25 protein-coding genes are annotated in these 26,685 nt (G+C 61.1%); 19 read left to right on the top strand and 6 right to left on the bottom strand.

Annotated elements, in window-relative coordinates; translation table 11 throughout:
- Positions 1 to 4 precede the first annotated feature (4 nt).
- The 4 genes from BDK88_RS13040 (at position 5) to BDK88_RS13030 (ending at position 3,788) form a co-directional block, all read left to right on the top strand.
- Positions 5 to 433, top strand: a complete 429-nt coding sequence (locus BDK88_RS13040; protein WP_130500796.1) for a hypothetical protein — start codon at positions 5 to 7, stop codon at positions 431 to 433.
- A gap of 1 nt (position 434) precedes the next feature.
- Positions 435 to 1,400 carry an alpha/beta fold hydrolase gene (locus tag BDK88_RS13035; protein WP_092928865.1) on the top strand — a complete coding sequence of 322 codons (966 nt, stop codon included), beginning with the start codon at positions 435 to 437 and terminating at the stop codon, positions 1,398 to 1,400.
- Positions 1,345 to 1,719, top strand: coding sequence for a DUF7331 family protein (locus tag BDK88_RS22540; RefSeq protein WP_449406706.1), 375 nt, complete (start codon positions 1,345 to 1,347; stop codon positions 1,717 to 1,719). Before BDK88_RS13035 ends, BDK88_RS22540 begins: the two co-directional genes overlap by 56 nt.
- Positions 1,720 to 2,219: 500 nt before the next feature.
- Complete coding sequence (locus BDK88_RS13030) at positions 2,220 to 3,788, top strand: YybS family protein (protein ID WP_130500795.1); 1,569 nt, start codon at positions 2,220 to 2,222, stop codon at positions 3,786 to 3,788.
- 87 nt (positions 3,789 to 3,875) lie between these two features.
- On the opposite strand, the gene BDK88_RS13025 is transcribed toward BDK88_RS13030, so the two are convergent.
- Positions 3,876 to 4,430 (bottom strand): GMP synthase subunit A, encoded by a 555-nt coding sequence (locus BDK88_RS13025; RefSeq protein WP_130500794.1) that lies wholly within the window; start codon positions 4,428 to 4,430, stop codon positions 3,876 to 3,878.
- 179 nt (positions 4,431 to 4,609) lie between these two features.
- On the opposite strand from BDK88_RS13025, the gene BDK88_RS13020 reads away from it, so the two are divergent.
- From BDK88_RS13020 to BDK88_RS21225, 4 genes are all read left to right on the top strand, one after another.
- Entirely contained in the window at positions 4,610 to 5,623 is a 1,014-nt protein-coding gene (locus BDK88_RS13020) for a thiamine pyrophosphate-dependent dehydrogenase E1 component subunit alpha (protein ID WP_130501050.1), read from the top strand.
- Entirely contained in the window at positions 5,623 to 6,666 is a 1,044-nt protein-coding gene (locus tag BDK88_RS13015; protein WP_130500793.1) for an alpha-ketoacid dehydrogenase subunit beta, read from the top strand. The genes BDK88_RS13020 and BDK88_RS13015 overlap by 1 nt, the downstream gene beginning before the upstream one ends.
- Positions 6,663 to 6,926 carry a lipoyl domain-containing protein gene (locus BDK88_RS13010; protein WP_130500792.1) on the top strand — a complete coding sequence of 88 codons (264 nt, stop codon included), beginning with the start codon at positions 6,663 to 6,665 and terminating at the stop codon, positions 6,924 to 6,926. The genes BDK88_RS13015 and BDK88_RS13010 overlap by 4 nt, the downstream gene beginning before the upstream one ends.
- A 334-nt stretch (positions 6,927 to 7,260) precedes the next feature.
- Positions 7,261 to 7,401 (top strand): hypothetical protein, encoded by a 141-nt coding sequence (locus tag BDK88_RS21225; RefSeq protein WP_165396965.1) that lies wholly within the window; start codon positions 7,261 to 7,263, stop codon positions 7,399 to 7,401.
- Between the two features lie 171 nt (positions 7,402 to 7,572).
- Here the strand turns inward: BDK88_RS21225 and pan1 are convergent, their stop codons facing one another.
- Positions 7,573 to 8,790, bottom strand: coding sequence for a proteasome-activating nucleotidase Pan1 (gene pan1, locus BDK88_RS13005; RefSeq protein ID WP_130500791.1), 1,218 nt, complete (start codon positions 8,788 to 8,790; stop codon positions 7,573 to 7,575).
- Between the two features lie 126 nt (positions 8,791 to 8,916).
- On the opposite strand from pan1, the gene BDK88_RS13000 reads away from it, so the two are divergent.
- The 4 genes from BDK88_RS13000 (at position 8,917) to rad50 (ending at position 14,124) form a co-directional block, all read left to right on the top strand.
- Positions 8,917 to 9,186, top strand: a complete 270-nt coding sequence (locus BDK88_RS13000; protein WP_008009614.1) for a MarR family transcriptional regulator — start codon at positions 8,917 to 8,919, stop codon at positions 9,184 to 9,186.
- A 196-nt stretch (positions 9,187 to 9,382) separates the two neighbouring features.
- Entirely contained in the window at positions 9,383 to 10,015 is a 633-nt protein-coding gene (locus tag BDK88_RS12995) for a zinc ribbon domain-containing protein (protein WP_130500790.1), read from the top strand.
- A 66-nt stretch (positions 10,016 to 10,081) separates the two neighbouring features.
- Complete coding sequence (mre11, locus tag BDK88_RS12990) at positions 10,082 to 11,440, top strand: DNA double-strand break repair protein Mre11 (protein ID WP_130500789.1); 1,359 nt, start codon at positions 10,082 to 10,084, stop codon at positions 11,438 to 11,440.
- Positions 11,437 to 14,124: a DNA double-strand break repair ATPase Rad50 gene (gene rad50 / locus BDK88_RS12985; RefSeq protein ID WP_130500788.1), complete on the top strand. Its 2,688-nt coding sequence runs from the start codon at positions 11,437 to 11,439 to the stop codon at positions 14,122 to 14,124. The genes mre11 and rad50 overlap by 4 nt, the downstream gene beginning before the upstream one ends.
- 112 nt (positions 14,125 to 14,236) lie before the next feature.
- On the opposite strand, the gene BDK88_RS12980 is transcribed toward rad50, so the two are convergent.
- From BDK88_RS12980 to BDK88_RS21220, 3 genes are all read right to left on the bottom strand, one after another.
- Positions 14,237 to 14,695 (bottom strand): DUF7346 family protein, encoded by a 459-nt coding sequence (locus BDK88_RS12980; protein ID WP_130500787.1) that lies wholly within the window; start codon positions 14,693 to 14,695, stop codon positions 14,237 to 14,239.
- Positions 14,692 to 15,177: a DUF7322 domain-containing protein gene (locus tag BDK88_RS12975; RefSeq protein WP_130500786.1), complete on the bottom strand. Its 486-nt coding sequence runs from the start codon at positions 15,175 to 15,177 to the stop codon at positions 14,692 to 14,694. Before BDK88_RS12975 ends, BDK88_RS12980 begins: the two co-directional genes overlap by 4 nt.
- Before the next feature lie 208 nt (positions 15,178 to 15,385).
- A complete protein-coding gene (locus tag BDK88_RS21220; protein ID WP_165396964.1) occupies positions 15,386 to 15,562 on the bottom strand; it encodes a DUF7331 family protein in 177 nt (58 codons plus the stop codon).
- Positions 15,563 to 15,746: 184 nt separating this feature from the next.
- Here BDK88_RS21220 and BDK88_RS12970 point away from each other — a divergent pair, with 184 nt between their 5' ends.
- From BDK88_RS12970 to BDK88_RS12945, 7 genes are all read left to right on the top strand, one after another.
- Entirely contained in the window at positions 15,747 to 19,712 is a 3,966-nt protein-coding gene (locus BDK88_RS12970; RefSeq protein ID WP_130500785.1) for a DNA polymerase domain-containing protein, read from the top strand.
- 222 nt (positions 19,713 to 19,934) lie between these two features.
- Positions 19,935 to 20,840, top strand: a complete 906-nt coding sequence (locus BDK88_RS12965; protein ID WP_130500784.1) for an ABC transporter ATP-binding protein — start codon at positions 19,935 to 19,937, stop codon at positions 20,838 to 20,840.
- 61 nt (positions 20,841 to 20,901) lie between these two features.
- Positions 20,902 to 22,332, top strand: coding sequence for a Fe-S cluster assembly protein SufB (gene sufB, locus BDK88_RS12960; RefSeq protein WP_092928836.1), 1,431 nt, complete (start codon positions 20,902 to 20,904; stop codon positions 22,330 to 22,332).
- A gap of 1 nt (position 22,333) precedes the next feature.
- The gene (sufD, locus tag BDK88_RS12955) at positions 22,334 to 23,548 is read left to right on the top strand and encodes a Fe-S cluster assembly protein SufD (RefSeq protein ID WP_130500783.1); all 1,215 of its coding nucleotides are present in this window, start codon (positions 22,334 to 22,336) and stop codon (positions 23,546 to 23,548) included.
- Positions 23,549 to 23,708: 160 nt separating this feature from the next.
- Positions 23,709 to 24,203, top strand: coding sequence for a hypothetical protein (locus BDK88_RS12950; RefSeq protein WP_008009597.1), 495 nt, complete (start codon positions 23,709 to 23,711; stop codon positions 24,201 to 24,203).
- Positions 24,200 to 24,334 carry a hypothetical protein gene (locus tag BDK88_RS22110; protein WP_277613479.1) on the top strand — a complete coding sequence of 45 codons (135 nt, stop codon included), beginning with the start codon at positions 24,200 to 24,202 and terminating at the stop codon, positions 24,332 to 24,334. The genes BDK88_RS12950 and BDK88_RS22110 overlap by 4 nt, the downstream gene beginning before the upstream one ends.
- The gene (locus tag BDK88_RS12945; RefSeq protein WP_130500782.1) at positions 24,331 to 24,759 is read left to right on the top strand and encodes a metal-dependent transcriptional regulator; all 429 of its coding nucleotides are present in this window, start codon (positions 24,331 to 24,333) and stop codon (positions 24,757 to 24,759) included. The genes BDK88_RS22110 and BDK88_RS12945 overlap by 4 nt, the downstream gene beginning before the upstream one ends.
- Positions 24,760 to 24,845: 86 nt before the next feature.
- Here the strand turns inward: BDK88_RS12945 and BDK88_RS12940 are convergent, their stop codons facing one another.
- On the bottom strand, positions 24,846 to 26,633 hold the full coding sequence (locus tag BDK88_RS12940) for a phospholipase D-like domain-containing protein (protein ID WP_130500781.1): 1,788 nt from the start codon (positions 26,631 to 26,633) through the stop codon (positions 24,846 to 24,848).
- Positions 26,634 to 26,685 lie beyond the last annotated feature (52 nt).

Raw genomic sequence — 26,685 nt, 5'->3', positions numbered from 1 at the left:
TTCGATGAACGATACAGAACTTGGCACCCACGAGTGGTGGGAGTCGTACAAAGAGACCGTCAACAGCGACCCGGAAATGAAAGTGCGAGGCCACGACAAGTTCTCCGAAAACTTCTACGTCGAGATCAGTGACGAGCGCGTCCTCCTCGAGATGGACGGCGGCGAGATCAAACAGCTCGTGCCGAATCCGACAATGAACAACCAGTGGTCGTTCGGCGTCGAGGGCGATCGAGAGGCCTGGGAGGAGTTCGTCCAGGAGACACCACCCGCGTTCAACCACGAAATCATCGCGTCGCACTATCGGACAGCGGTTCGCAACGAGGATGGCCACCTCCAGTTGACCGGCAACAACAAGAAAATCTTCCAGCATCTCCGCGCGTTCCAGCGAACGCTCGATCTGATGCGGGTCGCACACAACGACGGAGGGAGCTAACATGTCGACGACCTACCAGCCAGGCGATGTCGAACCGATCAGTGGATCGTACGTCCACACCGAGGTCGAGGGCGTCAACCACCGGATCTATTTCGAGGAGAACGGCCCCGAAGACGGTATTCCGTTGCTCTGCCAGCACACGGCCGGCAACAACTGTCAGGAGTGGCGTCATCTCCTGACCGACGAGCAGATCACCGAGGAGTTCCGCGTCATCGCCCACGACCTCCCCTATCACGGGAAGTCAGTGCCACCGACGACCCAGAAATGGTGGACCGACGACTACACGATGACCGCTGAGAAGTTTACCGAGACGCTCGTCAACCTCGCCGATGCCCTTGAGCTCGAGGATCCCATCTACATGGGCTCGAGTATGGGCGGCAACATCGCACTCGAGTTAGCTGACTGGTATCCCGAGCGATTCCGAGCGCTGATCGGCCTCGAGTGCGGTGCGCACAGTCCAGGGTTCTACATCGACTGGCTCGACCATCCCGAAGTGAACACGACGGAGGTCAATGCCTACTCGTGTTGGGGGCTGATGGCTCCTCAGAGTCCCGAACAGACCAAGCGCGAGACGATGTACCTCTACGAACAGGGCGCGACGGGGGTGTTCAAAGGCGATCTCTACTACTACTCCGTCGATCACGACTACCGCGACAAACTCGATCAAGTCAACGCCGACGAGTGTCCGCTCTATATTGCCAACGGCGAGTACGACTACCTGACGACGCCGGAAGACGGCCGCCAGACCGCCGCGGGAATCGGCGAGGGTGCGACCGCGATCGAACTCGCCGAGATCGGCCACTTCCCGATGAGCGAACATCCCGAACTGTTCAACGCCTATATCCGGGAGATCCTTGCCGACATCACCGGTGATCGAGACGAGGAACTACCAGACGTCCTCGAGCCGGACGATGTCGGAATCGAACTCCACCAACGGGGTCCCGCACGCGAGAAACCGGCCGAATAGTCATCGAATCGGCGCTGATCGCCGGTCGAGGCGCTTTCGGCCGACCCCGGCGGGATTTCAGTCAGTTTTCGTCCAGCACCTGTTTCAGTCAGTCTACGACTGTGTTCTCTGCTCGTGGCACGCCGGCAAGACACAAGACCTATATCGTATGTGGCTAGTTCTCATCTGTCGCTACCATACTATGTCGGAAGCACCGTCCGAACCCGCCCGATGTGCCGCAACAGAGACAGACGACGGTACTGTTCGTATCTTCGACACAAATAACGATGCGGCCTGGATCGAATCCGATACGACACTCTCGCTCGCTTGGCAGACCTGATGCGCTCTTACCAGCACACAAGAAACCCAGATATCGTTACATACAATTCATGAAACCACCGATGTGATTTCTCGCCTCATGGATTCGGCGCATCGATCTATGATTCAAAAGAATGACTAAGTTGAGCAGATAATACGGCCAGCGTGTAGGGCCGTTTACATACTCCGCCGCGATTAAAACCTGGGGACGCTGATGGACGTACTGGCGCGAGTAGTCGGACTTATCTGCAAGGCAAACTACCCCGGATCCTGGATATCGGTCTTTGGCGCAGGAAGGATTCTCTTGTTTGGACGGTCCAATTCGTACGATCCTATAGCATAGATGCACCAGGGCCTCGTCTATTATTAGATTATGATAGTATTTTTATCTTAGGCAATAGCGACATATATTTATATTTGGTATAAAATATCTGACTTTAGTGAATTCAAAATGATATACAGAATGAGATCGAGCATTCGACCGACGGCGACAGATGGTCCGAACGAATGGGTGATAGAATTATGAGTACCTCAGACGACGTCGAAATAAACAGTTCTCGCGTGAAGATTGGGCTCTACGGTCTGCTTGTGCTCGTCGCTACCATCCTCGCACTTCCAAGGGTTCAAGGCGTGCTCTACTCAACAATTTTCGGCAATCCCAGTATCCTTCAGTGGGGGATTGTGTCGCTGCTGATCACAGTGGTCGCAATAAAGCGAGAGAGCTTTAGATTGCTTGTTACTGCTGCCGTCGTATTTGTGCTCCTCGGCTTGATTGTCGGCCCGATAGCCGGTGGAGCATATGCTCACACAGATATGGCGAATCAGATGCAGAGTGATGCCAAGGAATTAGAGACACTCCCCAACAGCTCAAAAGAGAACGTTAGGGTGCTGCCGCGGAGTGTGTCGGACAATTACGCACAATCTTCAATGCAGTACCCGCAGTACAAACTCAGTTCTTCGGATATAACATATCGAAACGGATCGTACACGTGGTCTTACGGGCTTGAGCCCGACAACCCGATGGTGGCGTTGTCAGGACAGCAGAAAGGTGCCCTGTACGTGGATATAACTGGTACAGAAAAGCAAGTCAATATTGAAGAAACCACGTTCTCGAACGGTCGCGGTCAGTATATTTTCGATTCATACCGATACCAGAGTGTCCTTAGCTCACCGTTCAAGAAACACAATTGGGATACAACGTTCAATGCAAAAGCAAACGGAAAATCGTACATCGCCCACTCGACAACCACCTACAAATGGAAGTTCAGAATGGGACCTATTCCGCAGTTCTACGCGACCCCCCAGCATGGGTCAGTCGAAGTGATGTCGCCAAGTGGCGAAATCGAAAGTCTGTCTCCCGAAGAAGCGCAGGAGTCGAGCCTTCTTCAGGGGCAAAATTTCTACCCATACGACATTGCGATGTTCAAAGTAAAGTCAATGCAATACGTCAATGGGGCGCTTAATAAGTGGCTCTGGAAAGAAGACGTGCTCCAAATCGCTAACCTTCCAGAAGACGGTAACAATTGGCCGATCGCCGTCCCAACAGAGGGTGACTCACCTGGCTTAACGTACTTTATCGCAACCGAGCCAACAGGAAGCGGCAACGGTGTCTATGAGATCTGGACAATCGATGGTCAGACCGGGGAAGCAGCCGTTCAACAGTACAATGAATCACAACTCGGTCCTCAGAAAGCTGTGGACTTCACTGAACGGCGCTCGGAGGTAAATCAGTTGTCGAACGCCAAAGCAATTGCACCAGTCCCCGTCGTGAATGGGGAGACACTCTATTGGCACGTCAAGGTAGTCGCCGAGAGTAATTCTGGGATCATCTATACCGCATTTGTGAACGCTGAAAGTGGCGATGTAACGCTTATCGAAGGAACGGAACCGATCTATGCCTTCCTGACACAATCAGAGGCCGAGGAGATACAGAACGGTACAGAAGCCGACAGCAGTGGTGGAATGTCAGTGAACGTGGTTGTGACCGACGAAGATGGTGAAATCGTAGGGGTGGAAAATATCACTGTTCCCAAAGGAGGGAACTTTGACGTGAGTGTGCAAGATCAATCATCCAATAGATCATCGACGTAGATGTTTAAGTAGTATCTTTTCTATTAGGTAATAGCATGGCATAGAGCCCGTCTGATACCATCGATACGAGGAACTTCGGCCGCGAGATTATTGCGATTCGCAGATCGACAGGAAGTTCTCGAAGATTTCGTCACCTTCCTCGGTATGAGCAACCTCGGGGTGCCACTGCACACCGTAGAGGTCCCGATCGGTGTCGCTCATCGCCTCGACGTCACAGACATCGCTTTTCGCAGTCAGTTCGAACCCCTCGGGCAGTTCTTTGACCTCGTCGGCGTGGCTCGCCCAGACGCGCGTTTCGGGATGCAGTGAGCCGGTTAGGGGGTCGGCTTCGTCGACGATGTCGACCGACACGTCGGCGTACCCGCCGTACTCGCCGCCGCCGACCGTGCCGCCGAGTTCCTCGGCGATCAGTTGCATGCCCAGACAGATACCCAGCACTGGCATGTCCGCCTCGAGGTACTCGGCCGACTTCCCGATGCGGTCCATGTCGGGGCCACCGGAGAGGACGACGCCGTCGGCATCGACCTCCTCGGGTGGCGTGTCGTTGTCGATCAGTTCCGTGTCGACGCCGAGGTCGCGAAGCGCCCGGCGCTCGAGATGGGTGAACTGTCCGTGATTGTCCACCACGACGATTTTCGTCATTGGGTGTCCGTAGCGGGTCACCCGGTAAAAACGGTCCGAAACGCACGCTCACGATGGCTGGATCGGTTCCCCTCCCCGGTGGTTCGGACCGGACACCGTCTGGGGGGACTGCATAGATATTTGTCGACCGGTCTGGTACGTGTCTGGACACCATGGTTGCCGTTAGCGAATTACGAGAGATGTATGAGAACATGGTGACGGCGCGCCAGTACGAAGAACGGTTACAGGAGGAGTACATGGAGGGCAAACAGCCCGCGTTCGATATCTCCGCCGGTCCGATTCCAGGCGAACTCCATCTCGCAGCGGGCCACGAGGCCGCCGGCGCGGGCGTCTGCCAGCACCTCCGGGACGACGATACGGTTACGGCACCGCACCGGCCCCACCACATCGCCATCGCGAAGGGCGTCGACCTGAAGCGAATGACTGCCGAAATATTCGGGCGCGAAAGCGGGCTGAGCGGCGGGAAAGGCGGTCACATGCATCTGTTCGATCCAGCTGTCAACTTCGCATGTAGCGGCATCATCGCCGAGGGCTGTCCGCCTGCAGTCGGTGCCGGCCTGGCCGCCAAAAAACGCAACACCGACAGCGTCGCCGTCGCGTTCCTCGGCGAGGGTGCGATCGATCAGGGAGCGTTCTTGGAGTCGCTCAACCTCGCGAGCGTCCAGAACCTCCCCGTCGTCTTCGTCGTTGAAGACAACGACTGGGCGATCAGCATGCCCAAAGAGCGTGTTACTGACGTCGAGAACGGAGCCCAACGCGCCGACGGGTTCGGACTCTCCGGTGCTCGCGTGGACGCTGACGACGCCGTTGCCGTCTTCGACGCCGCCAGAGAGGCCGTCGGCCGCGCTCGTGACGGGAACGGGCCGACGCTGCTCGAGGTACAGGTCCACCGGCGCATGGGCCATTTCATGGGTGATCCCGAAGCGTATCGCCCGGACGAGGACAAAGACGCCGCCGAGCAGCGGGATTCGATCGAGCGGCTCGAGGCGGACCTTCGGGCCCATGGCGTTGACGACGAGACGATCGACGATCTGCGGTCGCGGGCCCATGATCGCGTCGAAGAGGCGATCGAGTGGGCGAAAGACCAGCCCGAACCAGACCCGGACGACGCCTACGAGGACGTGTTCGTGAATCCGCCCTCGGGCGTGACAGACAGCGAACCGTCGGCCGCGGACACAGGGGGTGATGACTAATGGCACAACAAGAGAAAGACGACGCGAGCGGACAGCAGACCGGCCGGTCGCTGACGATGAGTCGGGCGATGGTCGAGGCGATCGCCCACGAAATGCGCGCGAACGACGAGGTCTTCTACATGGGCGAAGACGTCGCTGACTACGGCGGGATCTTCGACAGCACCGAGGGCCTGTTGGATGAATTCGGCCGTGACCGCATCATGGATGTGCCGATCAGCGAGACGGCGTACCTCGGCGCGGCCGTCGGTGCAGCTCAGGAGGGGATGCGCCCCATTGCGGAGCTCATGTTCGTCGACTTCTTCGGCGTCGCGATGGACCAAATCTACAACCAGATGGCTAAAAATACCTACATGAGCGGCGGGTCGGTGACTGTTCCGATGGTGCTTACCGCTGCCGTAGGTGGAACGTACAACGACGCCGCCCAGCACTCCCAGACGCTCTACGGGACGTTCGCACACCTCCCGGGGATGAAGGTGGTCGTGCCCTCGACCGCCTACGACGCGAAGGGGCTGATGCACAACGCCATCCGCGACGATGATCCAGTCGTCTACATGTTCCACAAGCGGCTGATGGGGATCGGCTGGCTGCCGGCACCTGACGGCCCGAAGACTGGCGTTCCCGAGGACGACTATACGATTCCGTTCGGCAGTGCCGACGTCAAACGCGAGGGCGCAGACGTGACCGTCGTCACCCTCGGGTTGCACGTCCACCGGGCGCTCGAGGCCGCCGAAGACCTCGCCGACGATATCGACGTCGAGGTCGTCGACCTCCGGACGCTCGTGCCTCTTGACACCGAGACCATCCGCGACTCGGTGGCCAAGACTGGTCATCTGGTCGTCGTCGACGAGGACTATCGCTCCTACGGCGTCACCGGCGAGATCATCGCGAGCGTGGCCGAGGCTGGACTCGACGACCTCGAGGGCGTCGAGCGGGTCGCCCTCCCGGACGTGCCGATCCCGTATGCGCGACCGATGGAAGACGAGGTCGTTCCAGGGACGGACGACATCGCGGCTGCCGTTCGCGCCGTTCGAGGGGACGAATGAGCGGGACCGATGACCGCGTTGCCGTCGAGACGAGCGATCGCTGGCCCGACGACGCGGACGAAGATGTCGGCGTCGTCGTCAACTGGTTCGCAGCAGAGGGCGGCCACGTCAAGGAAGGCGACTCGATCTGCGAGTTTCAAGTCGAAAAGGTAAGCGTCGACGTGCCGGCACCGGCCACCGGCACGCTCGCGGAAATCGCGATCGGGGAAGACGAGGAGTTCGAGCGGGGCGATCGACTCGCCTGGATTCAGCCGACATAGTCGTCACCGCTTCTGAACTATCGCAGCCACTGACAGTCATTGCACACCTGATCGCACAACGGCTGTGCGATCAGTGTGTAAATCGTTTCAGCTGTTACTATAGGAGGGTGCGGATCGCGTGCACTGATACGGTCTGCTGTCACGATGTACCGGTGGGCCCGCAGTGCGGGTTGCGGGTGTACCGGAACTGACTGACAGGAGTCCGTATGAAAGACGAAACTAGTCAAGGCGAGGCTTAGAACAGCTACCGCGACTCGACTGGGCTCACAGAAAACGCTACATCGCGAGCCAGCGTTCCGGTACGCTTATGCGAACGTCACCGGATGAACGTGACATGGCAGTCGATCTCAGCGACTTCGAGCATCCAGCGTGGCGTACCGCGGCGGGGATGGGTATCGGGTATGTGCTGATTCTCGCAGTGCTGACTGTGGCGATGTTCGTCGTGCCGTGGCTCGTCTTCTCGGCACTCGTCTAGACATCGCGTCCCATTGTCGACCGATTTTCGACTCCCTCGAGCGTAGCTACGACTTTCGCTACTGACCACTCGCCGATCGGAGCGTGACTGCACTCTCGGCGTTTCAAGTGCCGTTGCTCGACTCGAGTCGAGAGAAAACGAAGAGACAGATCGCCGTCGACCTCGAGAGCGTCAGGCGAAGGTCTTCGAGACGTCCTCGGTATCCTCGGATTCGGCTTGGACCTTGTCCCAGGCGCTGCGGAAGTCCTCCATCCGGATCTCGGTGCGGTCGTCACGGATGGCGAACATGCCGGCTTCGGTACAGACGGCCTTGATGTCAGCACCGGAGGCTTCCTCGGCCTCTTCAGCCAGTTCGGCGAAGTCAACGTCGTCGGCGACGTTCATCCCGCGCGTGTGGATCTCGAAGATGATCTCGCGACCCTCCTGGTTGGGCTTTGGCACTTCGATGAGGCGGTCGAAGCGGCCGGGACGGAGGATGGCTCGATCGAGCATGTCGAAGCGGTTGGTGGCGGCAATGATGCGGATCTCGCCACGCTCCTCGAAGCCGTCCATCTCGGAGAGCAGTTGCATCATCGTCCGCTGGACCTCGGCGTCGCCGGAGGTCTTGGATTCCGTCCGTTTGGCGGCGATCGCGTCGATCTCGTCGATGAAGATGACGGCGGGCTCGTGCTCGCGGGCGACATCGAAGAGGTCGCGGACGAGCTTGGCACCCTCACCGATGAACTTGTGGACCAGCTCCGAGCCAGCCATCTTGATGAAGGTGGCGTCGGTCTGGTTGGCCACGGCTTTGGCGAGCATCGTCTTCCCGGTCCCTGGCGGCCCGTAGAGCAAGACCCCGCTTGGCGGGTCGATCCCGACGTCGTCGAACATCTCGGGTTTCTCTAAGGGCATCTCGACGGTCTCGCGGACCTCTTGCATCTGCTCTTCGAGTCCGCCGATGTCCTCGTAGCTGACATCCGGGCTCTCGGTGACTTCCATCACGCGAGCGCGAACGTCGGTCTCACTCGAGAGTGGCTTGACGATAGACAGCGAGTTGTTGACCGCTACTCGAGCGTCGGGCTCGAGATCGGTGCGCATCTCGTCAGTAACTTCGGTCAGCGCCTCCTGGTTGTTCCCGTGTTGTTTGATGATGACGCCTTCGTCCGTGATCTCCTGGACGGTGGCGACGAACAGCGGGGACTGCTTGAGTTTCTTGTTCTCGTGCGTGAGCCGCTCGAGTTTCTGCTGGTACTTGTTGTTCTCGGCGTTGGCATCGAGGAGTTTGTCGCGCATCTCCTCGTTTTGCGCCTCGAGGATCTCCAGCCGTTCCTCGAGCGCCTGGATTTTCTCCTGTTGGGACGCCTCGTCCTCATCATATGGGAGGTCGACGTCGTCCACAGTGTCGCTCATCACCCGTCCTTTGGGTGTTGGTTCTTAAGAGGCTTCGGGTAGGTTCACTTAACTACGTCGTATTACTACTGAGCATTATATGGAATAGAAAATATTATTACCCCGTATTCGGAATGGTGGAGTAAGATGAGTGCTTCAGAGCCCCTCCAACAGGAGACCAGCGAGCGGGGAACGTGGGACGACGTCCGCGAGCTACCGCCGAGCGCGAAACTCGTCGCGAAAGTTCTCGAATACAACGACACGATGACCCAACAACAGATCGCCGACGAGACGCTGCTGCCGTCCCGGACGGTTCGGTACGCGCTCAACCGACTCGACGAGAAGAACGTCGTCGATTCGCGCTTTTCGTTCTCGGACGCACGCAAGCGTCTCTACAGTCTCGACATCGACGCCTGATCGGCCTCTCGAGTTCGTCGCCGTTGCTCGTTGACGCGAGATCACCGACGTTTCTCTTGGGACCGCTTCGCGCGCCGAACGCGTCTTCTCCGCCGCTTGTCGCACGAACATATTAATAGTGAGGAGTGTCCTCTCTCCGGAAATGATCGACCGATGACCGCGACTGCCACGAGACTCGTTCGACCGGAGCGTAGCGATGAGTGAGGGGTCCCTCGATCCGCACTGTCCGGAGTGTGGGGAACCCGTCGGGCAGACGGCGACGTACTGCATGCACTGTTGGGAAGATCTCCCCACGGAGCCGACGACCGCCGACCACGCGACCGAGCGTCGGTCCGCTGCCGATACGGATGCCGACTCGTTTGCTACTCGCGGAGAGACTGATGCGTTCGCTGACGACGACTCGGAGCGACTGCTGGATCCGGACGGCTTCATTGACAACGCGCTTACTGCCCTCGTCGGCATCGCTGGTGGACTCGTCGTCGGTGTCGTCGAAACCCTCGTGTTGTTGATCGTCACCGAGAGCGGCTGGGTCCTTTTTCTCGGTCCCGTCGTGTGGCTCGGTGCGACCGGCTATCTCGTCCGCTGTCGGACCGTCCAGGAGGCGATCGCGAAGACCTGCTATGCCGTCTCTCTCGTCTTGGTGTCAGTTCCCCTGATCGCGTTCGGGCCCGGCGTCACCGTCGACGGCGGGTCAGGGGGACCCGTTGGTGCCTTCTTTGGATTGTTGCTTCTCGTTGCGATTCCCGCAGGTATCACCGCCGTGATCGGCTGGATCGCCTCGCGGTTCGTGCCGGCCGAGACCGACGGCGAGACGTCTCATTTCGGCTGACGGTCCAGCTTTACTTTCACTCCGGTCACGGAACCCCTTTAGTGCAGGCTGGCCAACCACTGGCCAATGACGCGGGTTATCCACACGGGCGATACCCACATCGGGTACCAGCAGTACAACTCGCCCGAGCGACGACGGGACTTCCTCGAGGCGTTCCGATCGGTCGTCGAGGACGCCGTTGCCGACGACGTCGACGCGGTGGTCCACGCCGGCGACCTCTTTCACGACCGCCGGCCGAGTCTGGTCGATCTGCAGGGAACGATCGACGTGCTCCGGACGCTCTCCGACGCCGACATCCCCTTTCTCGCCGTCGTCGGCAACCACGAGTCGAAACGCGACGCCCAGTGGCTCGATCTCTTTGCGGATCTCGGGCTGGCGACGAGACTCGGTGCCGACCCGGTCGTCGTCGGTGACGCTGCCTTCTACGGCCTTGACTTCGTCCCTCGATCGCGCCGTGACGACCTCGAGTACGCGTTCGAGCCGGTTCCCGAGACGGCCGACCACACCGCTCTCGTGAGCCACGGCCTCTTCGAACCCTTCGCCCACGCAGACTGGAACACCGAGACCGTCCTCGAGCAGTCGACGGTTGATTTCGATGCTGTCCTGCTGGGTGACAACCACACACCGGACACCGCAGAGGTACGTAACACCTGGGTCACCTACTGTGGCTCGACCGAACGGGCAAGTGCCAGCGAACGCGAGGATCGTGGCTACAACATCGTCGAGTTCGACGAGTCGATCGCGATCAGCCGCCGCGGGCTCACCGACACCCGCGAGTTCGTTTTCGTCGACGTCGAACTCGCCGAGGGCGAGGGCATCGATCGCGTCCAGGAGCGCGTCCGCCAGCACGACCTCGTCGACACCGTCGTCATCGTCACGGTCGAGGGCGAAGGCCGCCCGATCACGCCCGCTGCGATCGAAGAACTCGCGATCGACCGCGGGGCGCTCGTCGCTCGCGTCAACGACCGCCGAGAACTTCCCGACGAGGACGACGAGGTGTCGGTCAGCTTCGCCAATCCGGACGACGCCGTCCGGGAGCGAGTCCGCGAACTGGGGCTCAGCGACGCCGCCCTCGAGATCGACGAGACCGTCCGGAGCGGCGATCTCGCCGATTCGAACGTCCGCGAGACCGTCGAGCGACGGGTTCGCGAGTTACTCGATGATGACCGATCGGCCTTCGAGCCCGCGCCGGAACGCGAGCTGGGCGACGAGGACGTAACGACGGTCGCCGACCACCTCGCCGACGAATCCGATTCCCCAGTCGATTCGACCGACACCACCGCTTCCGATGCAGGCGACCGCACCGAGGCGGCAGCCGACTCAGGCGACCGCACCGAGACGGCTGCCGACCGTGCGACCGACGACGACGGCGAGGCTGACGACCCTGCCGACGCCGACACCGCCTCCCTGGGTGATTTCGCATGAGAGTCGACCGCGTTCGCCTGCTGAACTTCAAGTGCTACGGTGACGCCGATCTCGCCCTCGAGCGCGGCGTCACCGTCGTCCACGGCGTCAACGGCAGTGGGAAATCGACGCTGCTCGAGGGCGTCTTCTTTGCGCTCTACGGCTCGAAGGCCCTCGATGATCGCACGTTAGACGACGTCATCACGACCGGCGAAGACGAAAGCGAGGTCGAACTGTGGTTTACTCACGACGGCCGCGAGTACCACGTCGAGCGCCGGCTCAAACTGCGCGGTGATCGCGCGACCACGACGAAATGCGTCCTCGAGACGCCGACCGAGACGATCGAGGGAGCCCGCGACGTGCGCCGCGAAGTGACCGAGCTCCTGCGGATGGACGCCGAGGCGTTCGTCAACTGCGCGTACGTCCGTCAGGGCGAGGTCAACAAGCTCATCCACGCCTCGCCGAGCGACCGCCAGGACATGATCGACGACCTCCTCCAGCTTGGCGCGCTCGAGGACTACCGCGAACGCGCCAGCGACGCCCGACTCGGCGTCAAAACGGTGCTCGACGGCCAGCGCGAGGTACTCGAAGACCTCCAGCAGCAGGTCGAACAAAAGGAAGCACAGGACCTCCACGCGCAACTCAACGACCTCAAGTCCCGCCGCGCCGAGCTCACCGAGGAGATCGACCACTACGAAACACAGCGCGAGCAAGCCCGGAAGACCCTCGAAACTGCCCAAAAGGTCCTCGAGCGCCACGAGGAAACTCGCGCAGAGATCGACACACTCGAGGACGAAATCGCGGCGCTTCAGTCGAAAATCGAAGCCACCGAACGGGAGCGCAAGGATGCAAGCGACGAGATCAGCGAGATCAGAGCGCAACGTGAGGAGCTCGCCGACGAGCGGACCGGACTGCTCGAGACGGTCGGCCTCGAGACTGCCGACCCCGATGAGGAAACGATTCAGGCCCGAATCGAGGAACTCGAGGCCCGCGACGAGGAACTTGCCGACGAGTTACAGGACGTCACGGTGACGATCGAAACCGGCACCGAAGAGATCGAACGACTACGCACGGAGGCCGACGACCTCGAGGCGCAGGCCGAAGCCGCCCGAGACGAAGCCGACGACCTCACAGCGCGAATCGAGGACGACGAGGAGACGATCGCCGAGCGTGAGTCGAAACTCGAGGAGCTCGAGGCAGAGATCGCGGACGCGCGGGCATCGTTCGACGACGCACCCGTCGACTTCGGCGCGGCCGAATCGTACCTCGAATCCCTCGAAGCCGACCGCGAGGAGCTGACGGCGGAACTCAACGACGTCACCGCGGACATCCGGGCCGCCAAGAACGCGATCGAGGAGGGCGAACGGCTGCTCGAGGAAGGAAAATGTCCGGAGTGTGGCCAGCCGGTCGAGGACTCGCCACACGTCGACGTGCTGGACGAGCGTCGCGCGGAGCGTGACGAGTTAGTGGCCGAACGCGAGGAACTCGAAGCCGAACGCACCGAGCTAGATGACCGGATCGACCGCGCCGAGGCGTTGCTCGAGGCCGAGCAGCGAGTCGACCGGCTCGAGGACAACCGCCAGAACGTCGAACAGTTGCTCGCCGAGAAACGCGAGGCCATCGCGGACCGGCGCGACCAGCGCGATCAGTTGCGAGCAGATGCTGACGAGTACGAGTCCGAGGCCGACGCGAAGCGGGCCGCAGCCGACGAACGCGAAGCCGAAGTTGACGACGCGCGGGCCGCCCTCGGCGAGATCAATACCGAGCGCGGGGAGATCAAAGAGACGCTGCAGACCCTCGAGCGGATCGCCGAGATCGCCGACGAGCGGGCTTCCCTCGAGCGCGAAATTGACCAACTTCGCGAGCGCATCGCGGACTGGGAAGAAATGAACGACGAGCGCCGCGAAACGCTGTCGGCAAAGCGCGAGCGCAAGCGCGACCTCGAGTCCGAGTTCGACGACGAGCGGGTCGAAACCGCCCGCGAGGACAAGCAAACCGCCGAGCAGTACATCGAGCAGGTCGAGGAGAAACTCGAAGCCCTCGAAGCCGACCGTGCCGAGGTACAGGGGAAGATCGGCGGTGTCGAGGAGAAACTCGAGGAACTCGAGCGGCTCCGTGAGCGTCTCGACCGCGTCGAGGCACAATGTGAGCACCTCGAGTCGCTGTATGGCGAAGCCGAGACGCTCCAGACGACCTACGGGGAGTTGCGGGCAGAGTTGCGCCAGCGCAACGTCGAGACCTTGGAACGGCTGCTCAACGAGACGTTCGACCTGATCTATCAGAACGACTCCTACGCGGCGATCGACCTCGACGGCGACTACCGACTGACGGTCTATCAGAAAGACGGCGAAGCTCTCGAGCCAGAACAGCTTTCGGGTGGTGAGCGGGCACTCTTTAATCTCAGCCTGCGGTGTGCGATCTACCGGCTGCTAGCCGAAGGCGTCGACGGAACCGCGCCGATGCCGCCGCTGATCCTCGACGAGCCGACAGTTTTCCTCGATTCAGGTCACGTCACACAACTCGTCTCGCTGATCGAATCGATGCGCAACGATTTCGGTGTCGAGCAGATCGTCGTCGTCAGCCACGATCACGAACTCGTCGGGGCGGCCGATTCGCTCGTCCGTGTCGAAAAAGACGCCACGTCGAACCGCTCGCGACTCGAGCGGGGCGAGCCACCAGAGGTGGACCTACTCGCGTCGGACTGAGAAGGTGGAGGCGTGATCGTCTCGTCGCGTCATACGGTCTGCTGGACCGATGTACCGGCGCACCCGCATGACTGGTCGCGGGTGCGCCGGAGCTGACTTCCAGGAGTCCGTATCAGTCAGAACCCGTGTTTTCGTCCGTCGATGCAACTGCTGGTCGAACTGCCTCGAGTGCCGTCTCACAGGTATCCGTAACCTGATAGCCGCGTTCGCCGGCGGTCTCGGTTTCCTCGAGCAGTCCAGCCGCTGTGAGGACTGTCAGCCGGCCGTGCAGGTCACTCTCGCACAAGTCGTAGGCATCGAACAGTGTGCGAACGCCGAGCGGTCCGCTGTCGGCGAGTTCGATCAACAGCCCGAGCGTTTCCTCGTCGTGAACGGTCGTGAGCAGCGTCAACACGGGATCGCCGACGCTGCGAGCGGCCGTCTCGAGGGGTGAGTCTCCGTCAACGCGCTCTAAGCGGTCGTTCTGGACGTAGCACTCGTTGCCGGTTTCGGGGTCGCGAACGAGACTCGCGCTGTCGGAGTGTTTGAGAAGCAGGTATCGTTTTCCGGTGTCGTCCTTGACGGTATTCATTTGCGATCGGATCGGGTTGGTGACTGTTGTTGGACACCGTCCCCCGAAGCCGTTTCGATTGCATCGTCCGCGGACCGACCCTCGTCAGTGGGGTCATCGGCTGCACCACCGTCGCTGTCGGCGCGAAACGCACGGTATCGTCGCCCGGCGAGCCCGAACAGGACGGTGCCGGCCGCGACGAGGGCACCGCCGCGAGTCACGTCGCCTTCAAACACGAGCAGTAAGGCTCCGAGCGAGACGACGAAGAGGGCAGCGTTGACGACCAACACCAGCGCCCAGAACGCCTCCAGGACGTCGCTTGGAACGTCGGTCTCGTCGGTGGACACGTTCGGTATATCGATCGCAGCCGTGGACTCGGCGTCGGCATCCGAGTCGTCGTCGGTCGTCACCTGCGGAATCGTCAACCCGTCGCTGTCGGGGTCGTAGAACTCCTCCTCGGGATCCCACTCCTCGGGTTCGTTCTCGGTCCGGTCGAATACCACACCGAAATCGATGATAAGCGGGCGGAAAAGCGTTCGCTTCGCGATCGGTTTCAGCGAATCGGTCGAAACTGCGTCCCGACGGACACGTCGGTCGCAGTTGTGCGGAGACTGGGTCCGCAGTCCGTCTCATACGGTTTACTGTCAGTCATTGCCGGTGCACCCGCGACCGTCCTTCGGGTGCACCGGTAAACAGTGGCAATAATCCGTCTCAGGCCAGGTCCTCGAGCGTGAGCGTCCGGGAGGTTTCTACCCACGCGAGGGGGTTCTCCGCGTCGTAGAAGACGACGCCGTCGTCGGTCTCGTAGGATTCGATCGTCGCAGTGCCTTCGGGGATGCTACTCAGCTCGCTCCGATCTGCCGGGTCGTCGTTTAGATGGGAAGACATATCCAGTACCCGATTATATGCTATGTGTTACCACGTTAAATGTCTTCTTGCTGCTGCAAGGCTTGTCAGCGACGGGCTCCTCGCCGCCCACGTCGCGTCCCGACCCTCGAATCTGGCTCCGAAGACGGTCTCGGCGAGCGGTGAATCTGGGGGTTTTTACCCGCCGCCTGCCAATCCCAGCACTATGACTGAGGCGGGCCAGACCGGACTCACGGATTTCGGCGGCGAGTCCGGCGACGCTGACGACCGGCCGGCAGAAGAGGCGGTCGCCGTCGCCGGCAACGGCGGGACCGACGCCACGGAGGTGATCGACGTCCTCGAGGAGACCCTCCCCGAACCCGAGGGCGAACTCGAACTCGCAGTGATGCAGGTCGATTATACCATCGCCGGCTACGGCGACGAGGAACGACCGATCATGCACGTCTTCGGGCGCACGCCCGATGGCAACTTAGAGCACGTTCAGGTGGTCGGCTTCAAGCCGTACTTCTATGCACCGACGGAGACGCTCGAGCGGCCACCCGAAGAACAGTACGACCGGCTGACTGGGAGTCGGGAGTACGATCACGACGGCGAGCCCTACGAGAGTATCCGTGGCGAGAAACTCACCAAAATCTTCGGCCAGACGCCACGGGACGTCGGGCAGGTCCGTGACGATTTCGAGCACTACGAAGCCGACATTCTCTTTCCGAACCGATTCCTGATCGACAAGGACATCCGCAGCGGGGTTCGGGTACCCGAACGGCGTGCCGACGACGGCTCGCTTGTCGTTCCCCACGACGAGGTCGAGGCCGCGGACGTCGACGCCAACCCGCGCGTCAATACCTTCGACATCGAGGTCGACGATCGCTCGGGCTTTCCCGAGGACGGTGAAGAACCGATCGTCTGTCTCACCAGCCACGACTCCTATCGTGACGAGTACATTATGTGGCTCTACGAAGCCCCGATCGGCGACGGACCGATTCCCGACGAGATCGACGACTACGACCCGATCGAGGGCGCGATCGACCACGAAGTGCGGAGCTTCGAGAAAGAAGAAGCGATGCTCGAGGCCTTTATCGAGTACATCGAAGCCACCGATCCGGACCTCCTGACCGGGTGGAACTTCGAAGATTTCGACGCGCCCTATTTCCTCGACCGGCTCGAGGAACTCGACGGCCCCCACCACGATTACGATCTCTCGATCGACCGCCTCTCCCGGGTCGACGAGGTCTGGCGCAGCAACTGGGGCGGCCCCGATATCAAAGGCCGGATCGTCTTCGACCTGCTCTATGGCTACCAGCGGATGGTCTTCTCCGAACTCGACTCCTATCGGCTCGACGCCGTCGGTGAAGTCGAACTCGGCGTCGGCAAGGAACGCTACGCCGGCGACATCGGTGACCTCTGGGAGGACGACCCGACTCGGCTGCTCGAGTACAACCTCCGGGACGTCGAACTCTGTGTCGAACTCGACCGCCAGCAGGAGATCATCCCCTTCTGGGACGAGGTGCGATCGTTCGTCGGCTGTAAACTCGAGGACGCCCCCACCCCCGGCGACGCGGTCGACATGTACGTCCTCCACGAGGCCCACGGCCGCTTTGCACTGCCCTCGAAAGGGCAACAGGAGGCCGGCGAGGAGTACGAGGGCGGTGCAGTGTTCGAGCCGATTACGGGCGTCAAAGAGAACGTCACCGTGCTCGACCTCAAATCGCTGTACCCGATGTGTATGACGACGATCAACGCCAGCCCGGAGACGAGGGTCGATCCCGACGAGTACGACGGCGAGACCTACGAAGCGCCCACGGGCACCCACTTCCGGAAGGAACCGGACGGCGTCAACCGCGAGATGATCACGGAACTGCTCGACGAGCGCGAGGAGAAGAAGGCGCTCCGGAACGAACACGAACCCGGGACACCCGAGTACGAGCAGTACGACCGCCAACAGGGTGCAGTGAAGGTTATCATGAACTGCTTTACACCGGATACGGAGGTACTAACTCCAGACGGTGTCCGTGATATTACTGACCTCGAGATCGGCGACGAGGTGTATTCGCTCGATCCAGAGACGGAAAAACTGGAGATCAAGCCCGTCGTCGAAACGCACGCCTATCCCGACTACGACGGCGATCTGATCGATATCGAGACGAGCAAGATCGACTTCCGCGTGACGCCGAATCACCGCATGCTCGTCCGCAAGAACGAGGCGAACGGGATCACCGAAGACGAATACAAGTTCGTCGAGGCCGGCGATCTCGATCGGGCGACGAACTACGAACTTCCACACGACTGGGACGGGCCCGATGGAGAGGAACTAACGGAGGTCGACCTCACAGAACTGATCGACGGTGACTACGAAGTGTGGGTCAGACCGTCCGTTCACGGTCATACGTTCACCGCGGAACTAGGCTGGACGCCACGTCGTGTGCCGAAAGCCGACATCGGACAAACGGGCTACGTGTTCACTGCCGAGGAGTTCGAAAACCATCGCGAGTACATCGAGTCGGTCTGTGAGACGAGTTTCGTTCACCGCGAATCCGGGCGGAAGTGGGTACCACGGACGTACGACGGAGACGACTTCCTCGATCTACTCGCGTGGTTCGTCACGGAAGGAAGCGTCTACACGTCCAACGATAAGCAGTTCGGCGAGAAATTCCGTGGATCTGCAACGACAGTAAATCTGGCACAGGACAAACTGCCGGTCGCTGATGGCGGTGTCGATCAGCACGCGACGATCGGTGAGTTACTCGATGACATGGGTTTCGACTATTACGTCGACGACCGATGCTACACGGTCACGTCGAAACTCCTTGGGGATCTGTTGACATCGCGCTGCGGTGACGGCAGCTTCGAGAAGCAAATCCCCGAGTTCGTCTTCGACTGTAGCAGCCGACAGAAACGACGGTTCCTCGAGGTTCTCATCGACGGTGACGGAGACCGCCAGGTGAACTCGTGGCGGTACTCTACTTCGAGCGATGCCCTCCGAGACGATGTCCTTCGGCTCTGTACCCATCTCGGGCTGACGGCCAACTACAATCGTGATAGTGGCTCGTGGCGGATCTACGTGACCGAAGGTTCGAAGAATACGCTTCGAATGCATCGAAGTTCGTCCCGCAGTACCGCCGAAAACGGCGTGTACTGTGTCACCGTCGAAGACAATCACACGTTGCTTGCAGGCCGAAACGGGACATTCCAGTTCGTCGGTCAATCGTTGTATGGTGTCTCCGGCTGGGACAAATTCAGACTCTATGACAAAGAGGCCGCAGCCGCGATCACGGCAACTGGCCGTGACGTGATCGAATTCACGGACGAAGCGGCAAACGAACTGGACTATCAAGTTACGTATGGGGACACCGACAGCGTCATGCTCGAGCTCGGCCCCGACGTTCCCAAAGACGACGCGCTCGAGCAGTCCTTCGAGATCGAGGAGTACATCAACGGCCGGTACGACGACTTCGCGAGCGAGGAGCTAAACGCCGAACAGCACCGCTTCCAGATCGAGTTCGAAAAACTCTACCGGCGGTTCTTCCAGGCGGGCAAAAAGAAACGCTATGCGGGCCACATCACCTGGAAGGAAGGCAAAGACGTCGACGACATCGACATCGTCGGCTTCGAGTACCAGCGCTCGGATATCGCGCCGATCACCAAAGAAGTACAACACGAGGTCATCGAGATGATCGTCAGAGAAGGTGATGTCGAGGGCGCAAAAGAGTACGTCAACGGCGTCATCGAGGACGTGCTCGCCGGCGACGTCTCACTCGAGGAGATCGCGATCCCCGGCGGGATCGGCAAGCGACTCGACAACTACGACACCGACACGGCACAGGTCCGCGGCGCGAAGTACGCCAACCTCCTGTTGGGGACCAACTTCCAGCGCGGGAGCAAGCCGAAGCGACTCTACCTCGAGCGCGTCGATCCATCGTTTTTCGAGCGCCTCGAAGACGACGAAGGATTCGACGCCCGAACTGACCCACTCTACGGGGCGTTTAAACGCGATCCCGATGTGATCTGTTTCGAGTACGAAGATCAGATTCCGGACGCCTTCAAGGTCGACTACGACACGATGCTCGAGAAGACACTTCAGGGGCCGATCGAGCGAATTCTCGAGGCACTGGGTGTCTCGTGGGAGGAAGTGAAAAGCGGCCAGGAACAGAAAGGGCTCGATTCGTTCATGTGAGACGGCCGGCGGTACCGATTCGGGCCCCGTGAACTGGCGTATATTCGTCGCTCGCGTCTCAGTGGCCGTCATCGCGGCGATTGGTTCGTATGCCGGTCGTTCACGGACAAACCGAACCGTAATTTCCGAATGGGGAACTTATTTTGCTAATACGAGATTGTATCCAATTGGATACGAAACCGTTATGGGTCATACGGCCCATTCATTAGACGACAGAATACTATGGCACGTCTCGAACTACGCAACCTGCACGCGGAAGTAGCGGAGGGCGACGAGAAAATTCTCGAGGGCGTCGATCTCGAAGTCGAGTCCGGCGAGATCCACGCCCTGATGGGGCCGAACGGCTCCGGGAAGTCGACGACTGCGAAGGTCATTGCCGGCCACCCTGCCTACGAGGTCACTGACGGTGAGGTGCTGCTACACCTCGAAGACGAGGAGTTCGGCGAGGACATCGAGATCGACGAGGACCAGCGCACCTGGGACCTGCTCGACCTCGAGCCCAACGAGCGTGCCGCGCTCGGCATTTTCCTCGGCTTCCAGTATCCTGCCGAGATCGAGGGCGTCACGATGACCAACTTCCTGCGGACGGCGCTCAACGCCAAGATCGAAGAGCGCGAGGAGCTCTTCGAGGGCGAAGACGGCGAAGACGACGAGGAGGACGAAGGCTTCGAGACCTCGCCGATGGAAGGCCCCGCGGACGAGGGCGAAGTCGGCGTCGCCGAGTTCCAGGAGATTCTCCAGGAGAAGATGGAGCAACTGGACATGGACGAGAAGTTCGCCCAGCGCTATCTCAACGCCGGCTTCTCCGGCGGGGAGAAAAAGCAGAACGAAGTGCTGCAAGCCGCCATCCTCGAGCCATCGGTCGCCGTCTTAGACGAGATCGACTCCGGGCTCGACATCGACCGGCTGCAGGACGTCTCCGCCGGCATCAACGCCTTGCGCGACGAGCAGGGCACCGGCGTTCTCCAGATCACCCACTACCAGCGTATCCTCGACTACGTCGAGCCCGATCACGTCCACGTGATGCTCGACGGCCAGATCGCCAAAAGCGGCGGGCCAGAGCTCGCCGAGAAGCTCGAGGACAAGGGGTACGACTGGGTCCGCGAGGACGTCTACGGCACCGCGTAACCGGATTCAGCTAGAACAAGCGTAATACCGCTACAGCCGTAACCATAATACTGATCAACCAATGAGTTCCGATCAAGACCACCTACAAGAGACAGACACCGAGGCCCGGTTCGAGTTCAAGAAAGAACAGAACGCCGCGGTCAAATCCGACAAGGGCCTGACCGAGGAGGTCATCCGCATGATCTCCGAGGACAAAGACGAGCCCGACTGGATGCTCGAGCGCCGCCTGCGTGCGCTCAAGCAGTATCAGAACATGCCGATGCCGACGGACTGGCCCGGCCAGCCGGACCTGTCCGAACTGGACATCGAAGAGATCGTCCCCTATATCCGCCCGGACGTCGACAAGCGCGAAGGCGTCGACGACTGGACGGAGCTGCCCGACGAGATCAAAGACACCTTCGACAAGCTGGGTATTCCGGAAGCCGAGAAGAACGCTCTCTCGGGCGTCGGTGCCCAGTACGAGTCGGAGGTCGTCTACCAGAACATGCAAGAACAGTGGGAGGAGAAGGGTGTCATCTTCATGAACATGGACCGCGCGGTCCAGGAACACCCCGAGCTCGTCAAAGAGCACTTCATGACCTCCTGTGTGCCGCCAAGCGACAACAAGTTCGCGGCGCTGCACGGCGCTGTCTGGTCCGGCGGCTCGTTCGTCTACGTCCCCGAAGGCGTCACCGTCGAGATGCCCGTGCAGGCCTACTTCCGCATGAACTCGGAAGGGATGGGCCAGTTCGAGCACACGCTCATTATCGCCGAGGAAGGAGCTGAAGTCCACTACATCGAGGGCTGTTCCGCACCGAAGTACGGCACCCACAACCTGCACTCGGGTGGCGTCGAGGTCTTCGTCGGCGAAGACGCTCACGTCCAGTACTCGACGGTGCAGAACTGGTCGAAAAACACCTTCAACCTCAACACCAAGCGTGCCATCGTCGAAGCAAACGGCACGATGGAGTGGGTCTCGGGCAGCATGGGCTCGAAAGCCACCATGCTCTACCCGTGTTCGATCCTCAAGGGTCGCGGCGCAACCGACACTCACATCACCATCGCCTTCGCCGGCGAGGGCCAGGACATCGACACCGGCGCGAAGGTCTACCACAACGCGCCCGACACGAGTTCGACCATCGAGTCCAAGTCGATCTCCAAAGACGGCGGCCGCACCAACTACCGCGGCCTCGTCCACATCGCAGACGGTGCCGAGAACTCCTCGACTGCCGTCGAGTGTGACGCGCTGATGTTCGACAACGAGTCGACGTCGGACACCATGCCGTACATGGAGATCGAGGAATCGAAAGTCGACGTCGCACACGAGGCGACCGTCGGCAAGATCGGCGACGAGGACATCTTCTACCTCCAGTCCCGTGGGCTGGACGACGACGACGCCAAGAAGATGATCGTCGCCGGCTTCATCGAGCCGATTACGGAAGAACTGCCGATCGAGTACGCGGTCGAACTGAATCGCTTGATCGAACTCGAGATGGAGGGAAGCCTCGGATAATATGAGCACGCAGGTACATGCCAATCTGACGGAAGAACAGGTACGCCAAATTTCGGGCGAGTTAGACGAGCCCGACTGGCTCGTAGAGACACGTCTTGAGGCCCTCGACGCGCTCGAGGAACTCGATATGCCCGATGTCATCCGGACGCCGGGTCGGGACTGGACGAACCTCCACGAACTCGACTTCGAGTCGCTCGTGGATCCGCTCAACGCAGCGGAGAACAAAGACCAGGTCGGTCCTGACGAGGTCGACGTGCTGTCGTGGGCCGACGCCGTCGACGAACATGAGGAGCTGCTGAAAGAGCACTTCGGCTCTATCGTCGACCCACAGGAGAACTACCTGACGGCACTCTCGACTGCCCTCTTTAGCACCGGGACCGTCATCTACGTCCCCGAGGGCGTCGATGCCGAAGACGTCACCGTCCGAACCGAGCAAAACTCCCGCTCGCTGTTCAACTACACGCTCGTCGTCACCGAGGAATCGTCCTCGGTCACAATCCTCGAGCGTCAGTCCACCGGCCGGGAGGCCGACGAACAGTACTACAGCGGCGTCGTCGAAATCGCCGCCGGCGAGAACAGCTACGTCCAGTACGGCAGCCTCCAGAATCTCTCTGAGGACGCCTACAACTTCACCGTCAAGCGCGGCGTCGCCGACACCTACGCCACGATCGATTGGATCGAGGGGAACCTCGGCACGCAGCTGACCAAGACGGAGGTCTCGACGGAGCTTAGCGGCGATAGCTCCGAAACGCAGATCGTCGGTGCATTCTACGGCCACAACGACCAGCACTTCGACCTCGACGCGAAGGTCTGGCACCGTGCCGAGCACACGACCGCAGATCTCGTGACCCGTGGCGTCACCGACGACGTCGCCCGCTCGGTCTACGAGGGTGTTCAGGACGTCGGCAAAGAGGCCTGGGACACCAGCTCCTACCAGCGTGAGAACACGCTGATGCTCTCCGACGAGAGCGAGGCCGACGCCTCCCCGAAGCTGATCATCAACAACCACGACACCGAGGCCAGCCACTCCGCGACGGTCGGTCAGATCGACCAAGAGGATCTCCTCTACATGACCTCCCGCGGTGTCGACCCGCGGTCGGCCCGCAATATGCTCGTCGACGGCTTCTTCGTGCCCGTCCTCGAGGAGATCGACGTCGACGAACTCCGCGACGACCTCGAAGCGCTGATCGGCGCGCGTCTTCGCAAGCGAGAGTAAACGAGCGAGTGAACGGCTCGTGGGATCGAAGATCCCACGGCGACTCCGTCAGCGCGACTAACTGCGCTCACAGCGCGTTCGAATCGCAGGTGCCTGTTCTGCCCTTTTTCTCGATTCGTGCTCCGAGACGACTAAGTAACAGCGGCCCGCTTGTCGAGATATGAGTCTGGGACAGCGTGTCTCGAGCGACCATCAGCTGACCCGGTTGCTACAGATCGGGGTCGTGCTGGAAGAAGTCGTCGAGTCACGCGCCGCCCTCCATATCGACTCGCTCCCGCCGGAAGAGCGAGCGGAATTCGACGCGGAAGTGGAGGAGTTACTCGCGGAAGCCGCCGCGGAGTCGGCCGACCACCGCGAGCGACTCGAGGCGCTGATCGACGATCTCGAGGCTGACACGGTCGAATACGAGGAAATCAACGCACTAGTCGACGCCCAGTACGGGCCGCCGGAAGACACTGACGGCGTCCTCTACGACCAACTGGCCAACGAGGAGACTGCATACAAGTTCTACGACGACCTGATAACAGCGATCGAGGCCTCCGACACCGAGTTCGCAGTCGATCGCGATCGACTGCTCGAGACGCTCTCCGAGATCCGCGAGGAGGAAAAAGAGGGTGTCCAAGAAGTGACCGAAATCATGGAGCACAGAGCATGAGCGAGAGACGGGAACCCGCGTCGATCACCACCGGCGAGACGCCGTTCGACGCCTGTACCGGGACCCGGGCGCGGTTACACCGGCGCAACACGGCCGGAGCAGACACCGGCACCGACGGAGGGATGGCATGAACACTGCAGATCAATATCTCAAGGCGATCTATCTGGCTCAGCGCATCGAAGACGGCCCCGCATCGACCGGCACGCTCGCGGATTTGCTCGACGTGAGCCCTGCGAGTGTCAACGAAATGGTCGGCAAACTCCAGGATCGCGACCTCGTCGAACACGAGAAGTACAAGGGCGCAAGCTTGACCGACGAGGGCCTCGAGCGTGCTCATGACGCCCTCCAGACCTACTGCATCATCGAACGCTTCCTCGCGAACGTCCTCGAAGTCGAGGAGTTCCGCGAGGAAGCACGCGCACTCGAGAGCGTCATCGACGACACCGTCGCAGAGCGTCTGGATACGATCATCGACCGGCCCGAGCAGTGTCCCGACTGTTTCGACCCCGAGGCCGATCACTGCGAACTCCTCGAGATCAGCGGCCGCGCGGACTGATTTCCCTACGGACTTCTGTCAGTCAGTTCCGGTACACCCGCATGACGGACTGTGGGCACGCCGGGACACAGTGACAGCAGACCGTCTCAGGTATATTCGGATGGGGGACCTCCGAAGCGCACGTAGCGTCGACCGACGATCGCCGCGGCGACGAGGGCAGCGACGACAGCGGCGCTGAGCCCGATAGGGAACCGCCAGGCGTCGCCGGACCAGTCCGCCTCGAATACGTCCGCGTAGTAGGTCGCGATCTCCGCGCCGTGGAGGGCGACGAGCACCTCGCGATTGTTCTCGAGCGAGTTTTCGTTCCAATTGGCGCTGCCGACGATCGCCACCTCCCGATCGATCACGATGCCCTTCGCGTGGATCTTCTCGAAGCGGTCGGTATCCGAAACGAGTTGCACCTCGAGGGACAGATCGTCGCTGGCAGCGAGTCGCTCGAGGTCGGCTGCGAGCCGCTCGTTTTCCTCGGTGTTGTACCACGTCGATCCGAGCAGGATGCGAACGTCGACGCCGCGGCGAGCCGCCTCGAGTGTCGACTCGAGGAGCGAAACGTCGGTTGCGATACTGGGCTGGACAACGAGAATCTCGTCGTCGGCCCCACGGAGCAGCTCCTGAAGTCGGTACTCGGCGTTGTCCGGTGCGACTAACAGTTCGGCCGACTCGACAGGTACCGTTGCGGGTTCGTGGACCGTCGGGAACGCAGTATCGCGCGCGGTGACGACCGGGTCATCGTCGTCGACGAACGAGGTGTTCGCGCGATAGGCCGCGCCAGCGGTCGTATCCCACCCCTCGAAATCGGCTCGGAAGACACCCGCGAGATCGGCCGCGAGGGCCTCGTCCTCGAGGCGGACGCCCCAGCCACGGCTGCTTTCACCACCGACGCCTGCGGGTTTCCAGTTTTCCGTGGTGACCAGCACGCGGTCGTCGGCGACGGCGTATTTGGGATGGTGATACCGGTAGCGTGCATCGTCGCCGCCGATGACCCGCACTTCGACGCCGCCGTCCTCGAGCGTCTCGAGGACGGCTGCGGTCGGTGCTGGTGTCCCGCCGACGGGACTTGCCTCAAGGAGGACTGCGACCTCGACGCCGCGTTCGGCCGCGTCGACGAGGTCGGCGGCGACCGCCTCCGAGGTGACGGTGTAGCCGGCGAGGAACAGCCGTTCGTCGGCGGATCGGATCGTCTTCCGTGGCACGCCTGGCGCGTCGGGAAGGACGAACGCCGTCGCCTCGTCGACCGCGGCACTCGAGACGGGCAGGCAGGTCGCGTCTCGTGGCCACCACCGGCCGTCGGTAACGGGGATCGCCTCGTCAGCGGCCGCTGTCCGATACCACCGCTCGGCCGCCGGCGCGCTGTCGTATGAGACTGCATCGACCGTCGTCGTTGCGTTTCGAAGGCGGAGCCGATCGCCGCCGTTGGCGAGTTGGAGGTGTCCCTCGAGTGCGAGGACAGGGGTGTCAGTCAGCGTCTCGGTGACGTTCGGAGCCGTACTGAGGGCGACGCGCCCGGAGACCGTTTCGTTCGGGAGCGCGGCCGTCGTGTGGCCATCAGTGAGCGTCAGCTCCGCGAGCCGAGTGTCAGGTGGCGTTTCGAGGACGACGAACTCGCCAGCGTTGTCGTCGGTCGTGGGGTTCGGGGAGAGGCCGACGATCCGCGGGTGTGGTGGCGGCGCAGTTGGGGGGCGAGTCGTGGATGCTCGAGCGGGGCAGGCACGAGCAGTCGCGCTGTCGCTGCCACCCGATCCCGACGGTGCTCGAGCGACGTGTCGATCGCTCGCTGCCGGTTCAGTGGCAAAGGCGAACCCGGCGAGTATCGTGGCGCTGGCGAGCAGACAACAGCCGAACACAGCGACGAAGGCGGCCCGTCGGGCGGTCATCGCCCGGTTTGGGCGCGTCTCCGTACTTAAACGCTCGGAGCGGAGCCCCAAT

Source organism: Natrinema hispanicum, from assembly GCF_004217335.1.
In the GTDB taxonomy this organism is placed as follows: Archaea; Halobacteriota; Halobacteria; order Halobacteriales; family Natrialbaceae; genus Natrinema; species Natrinema hispanicum.
The sequence above is the reverse complement of the archived record's forward strand: the minus strand, read 5'-3'. Positions and strand labels throughout refer to the sequence as shown.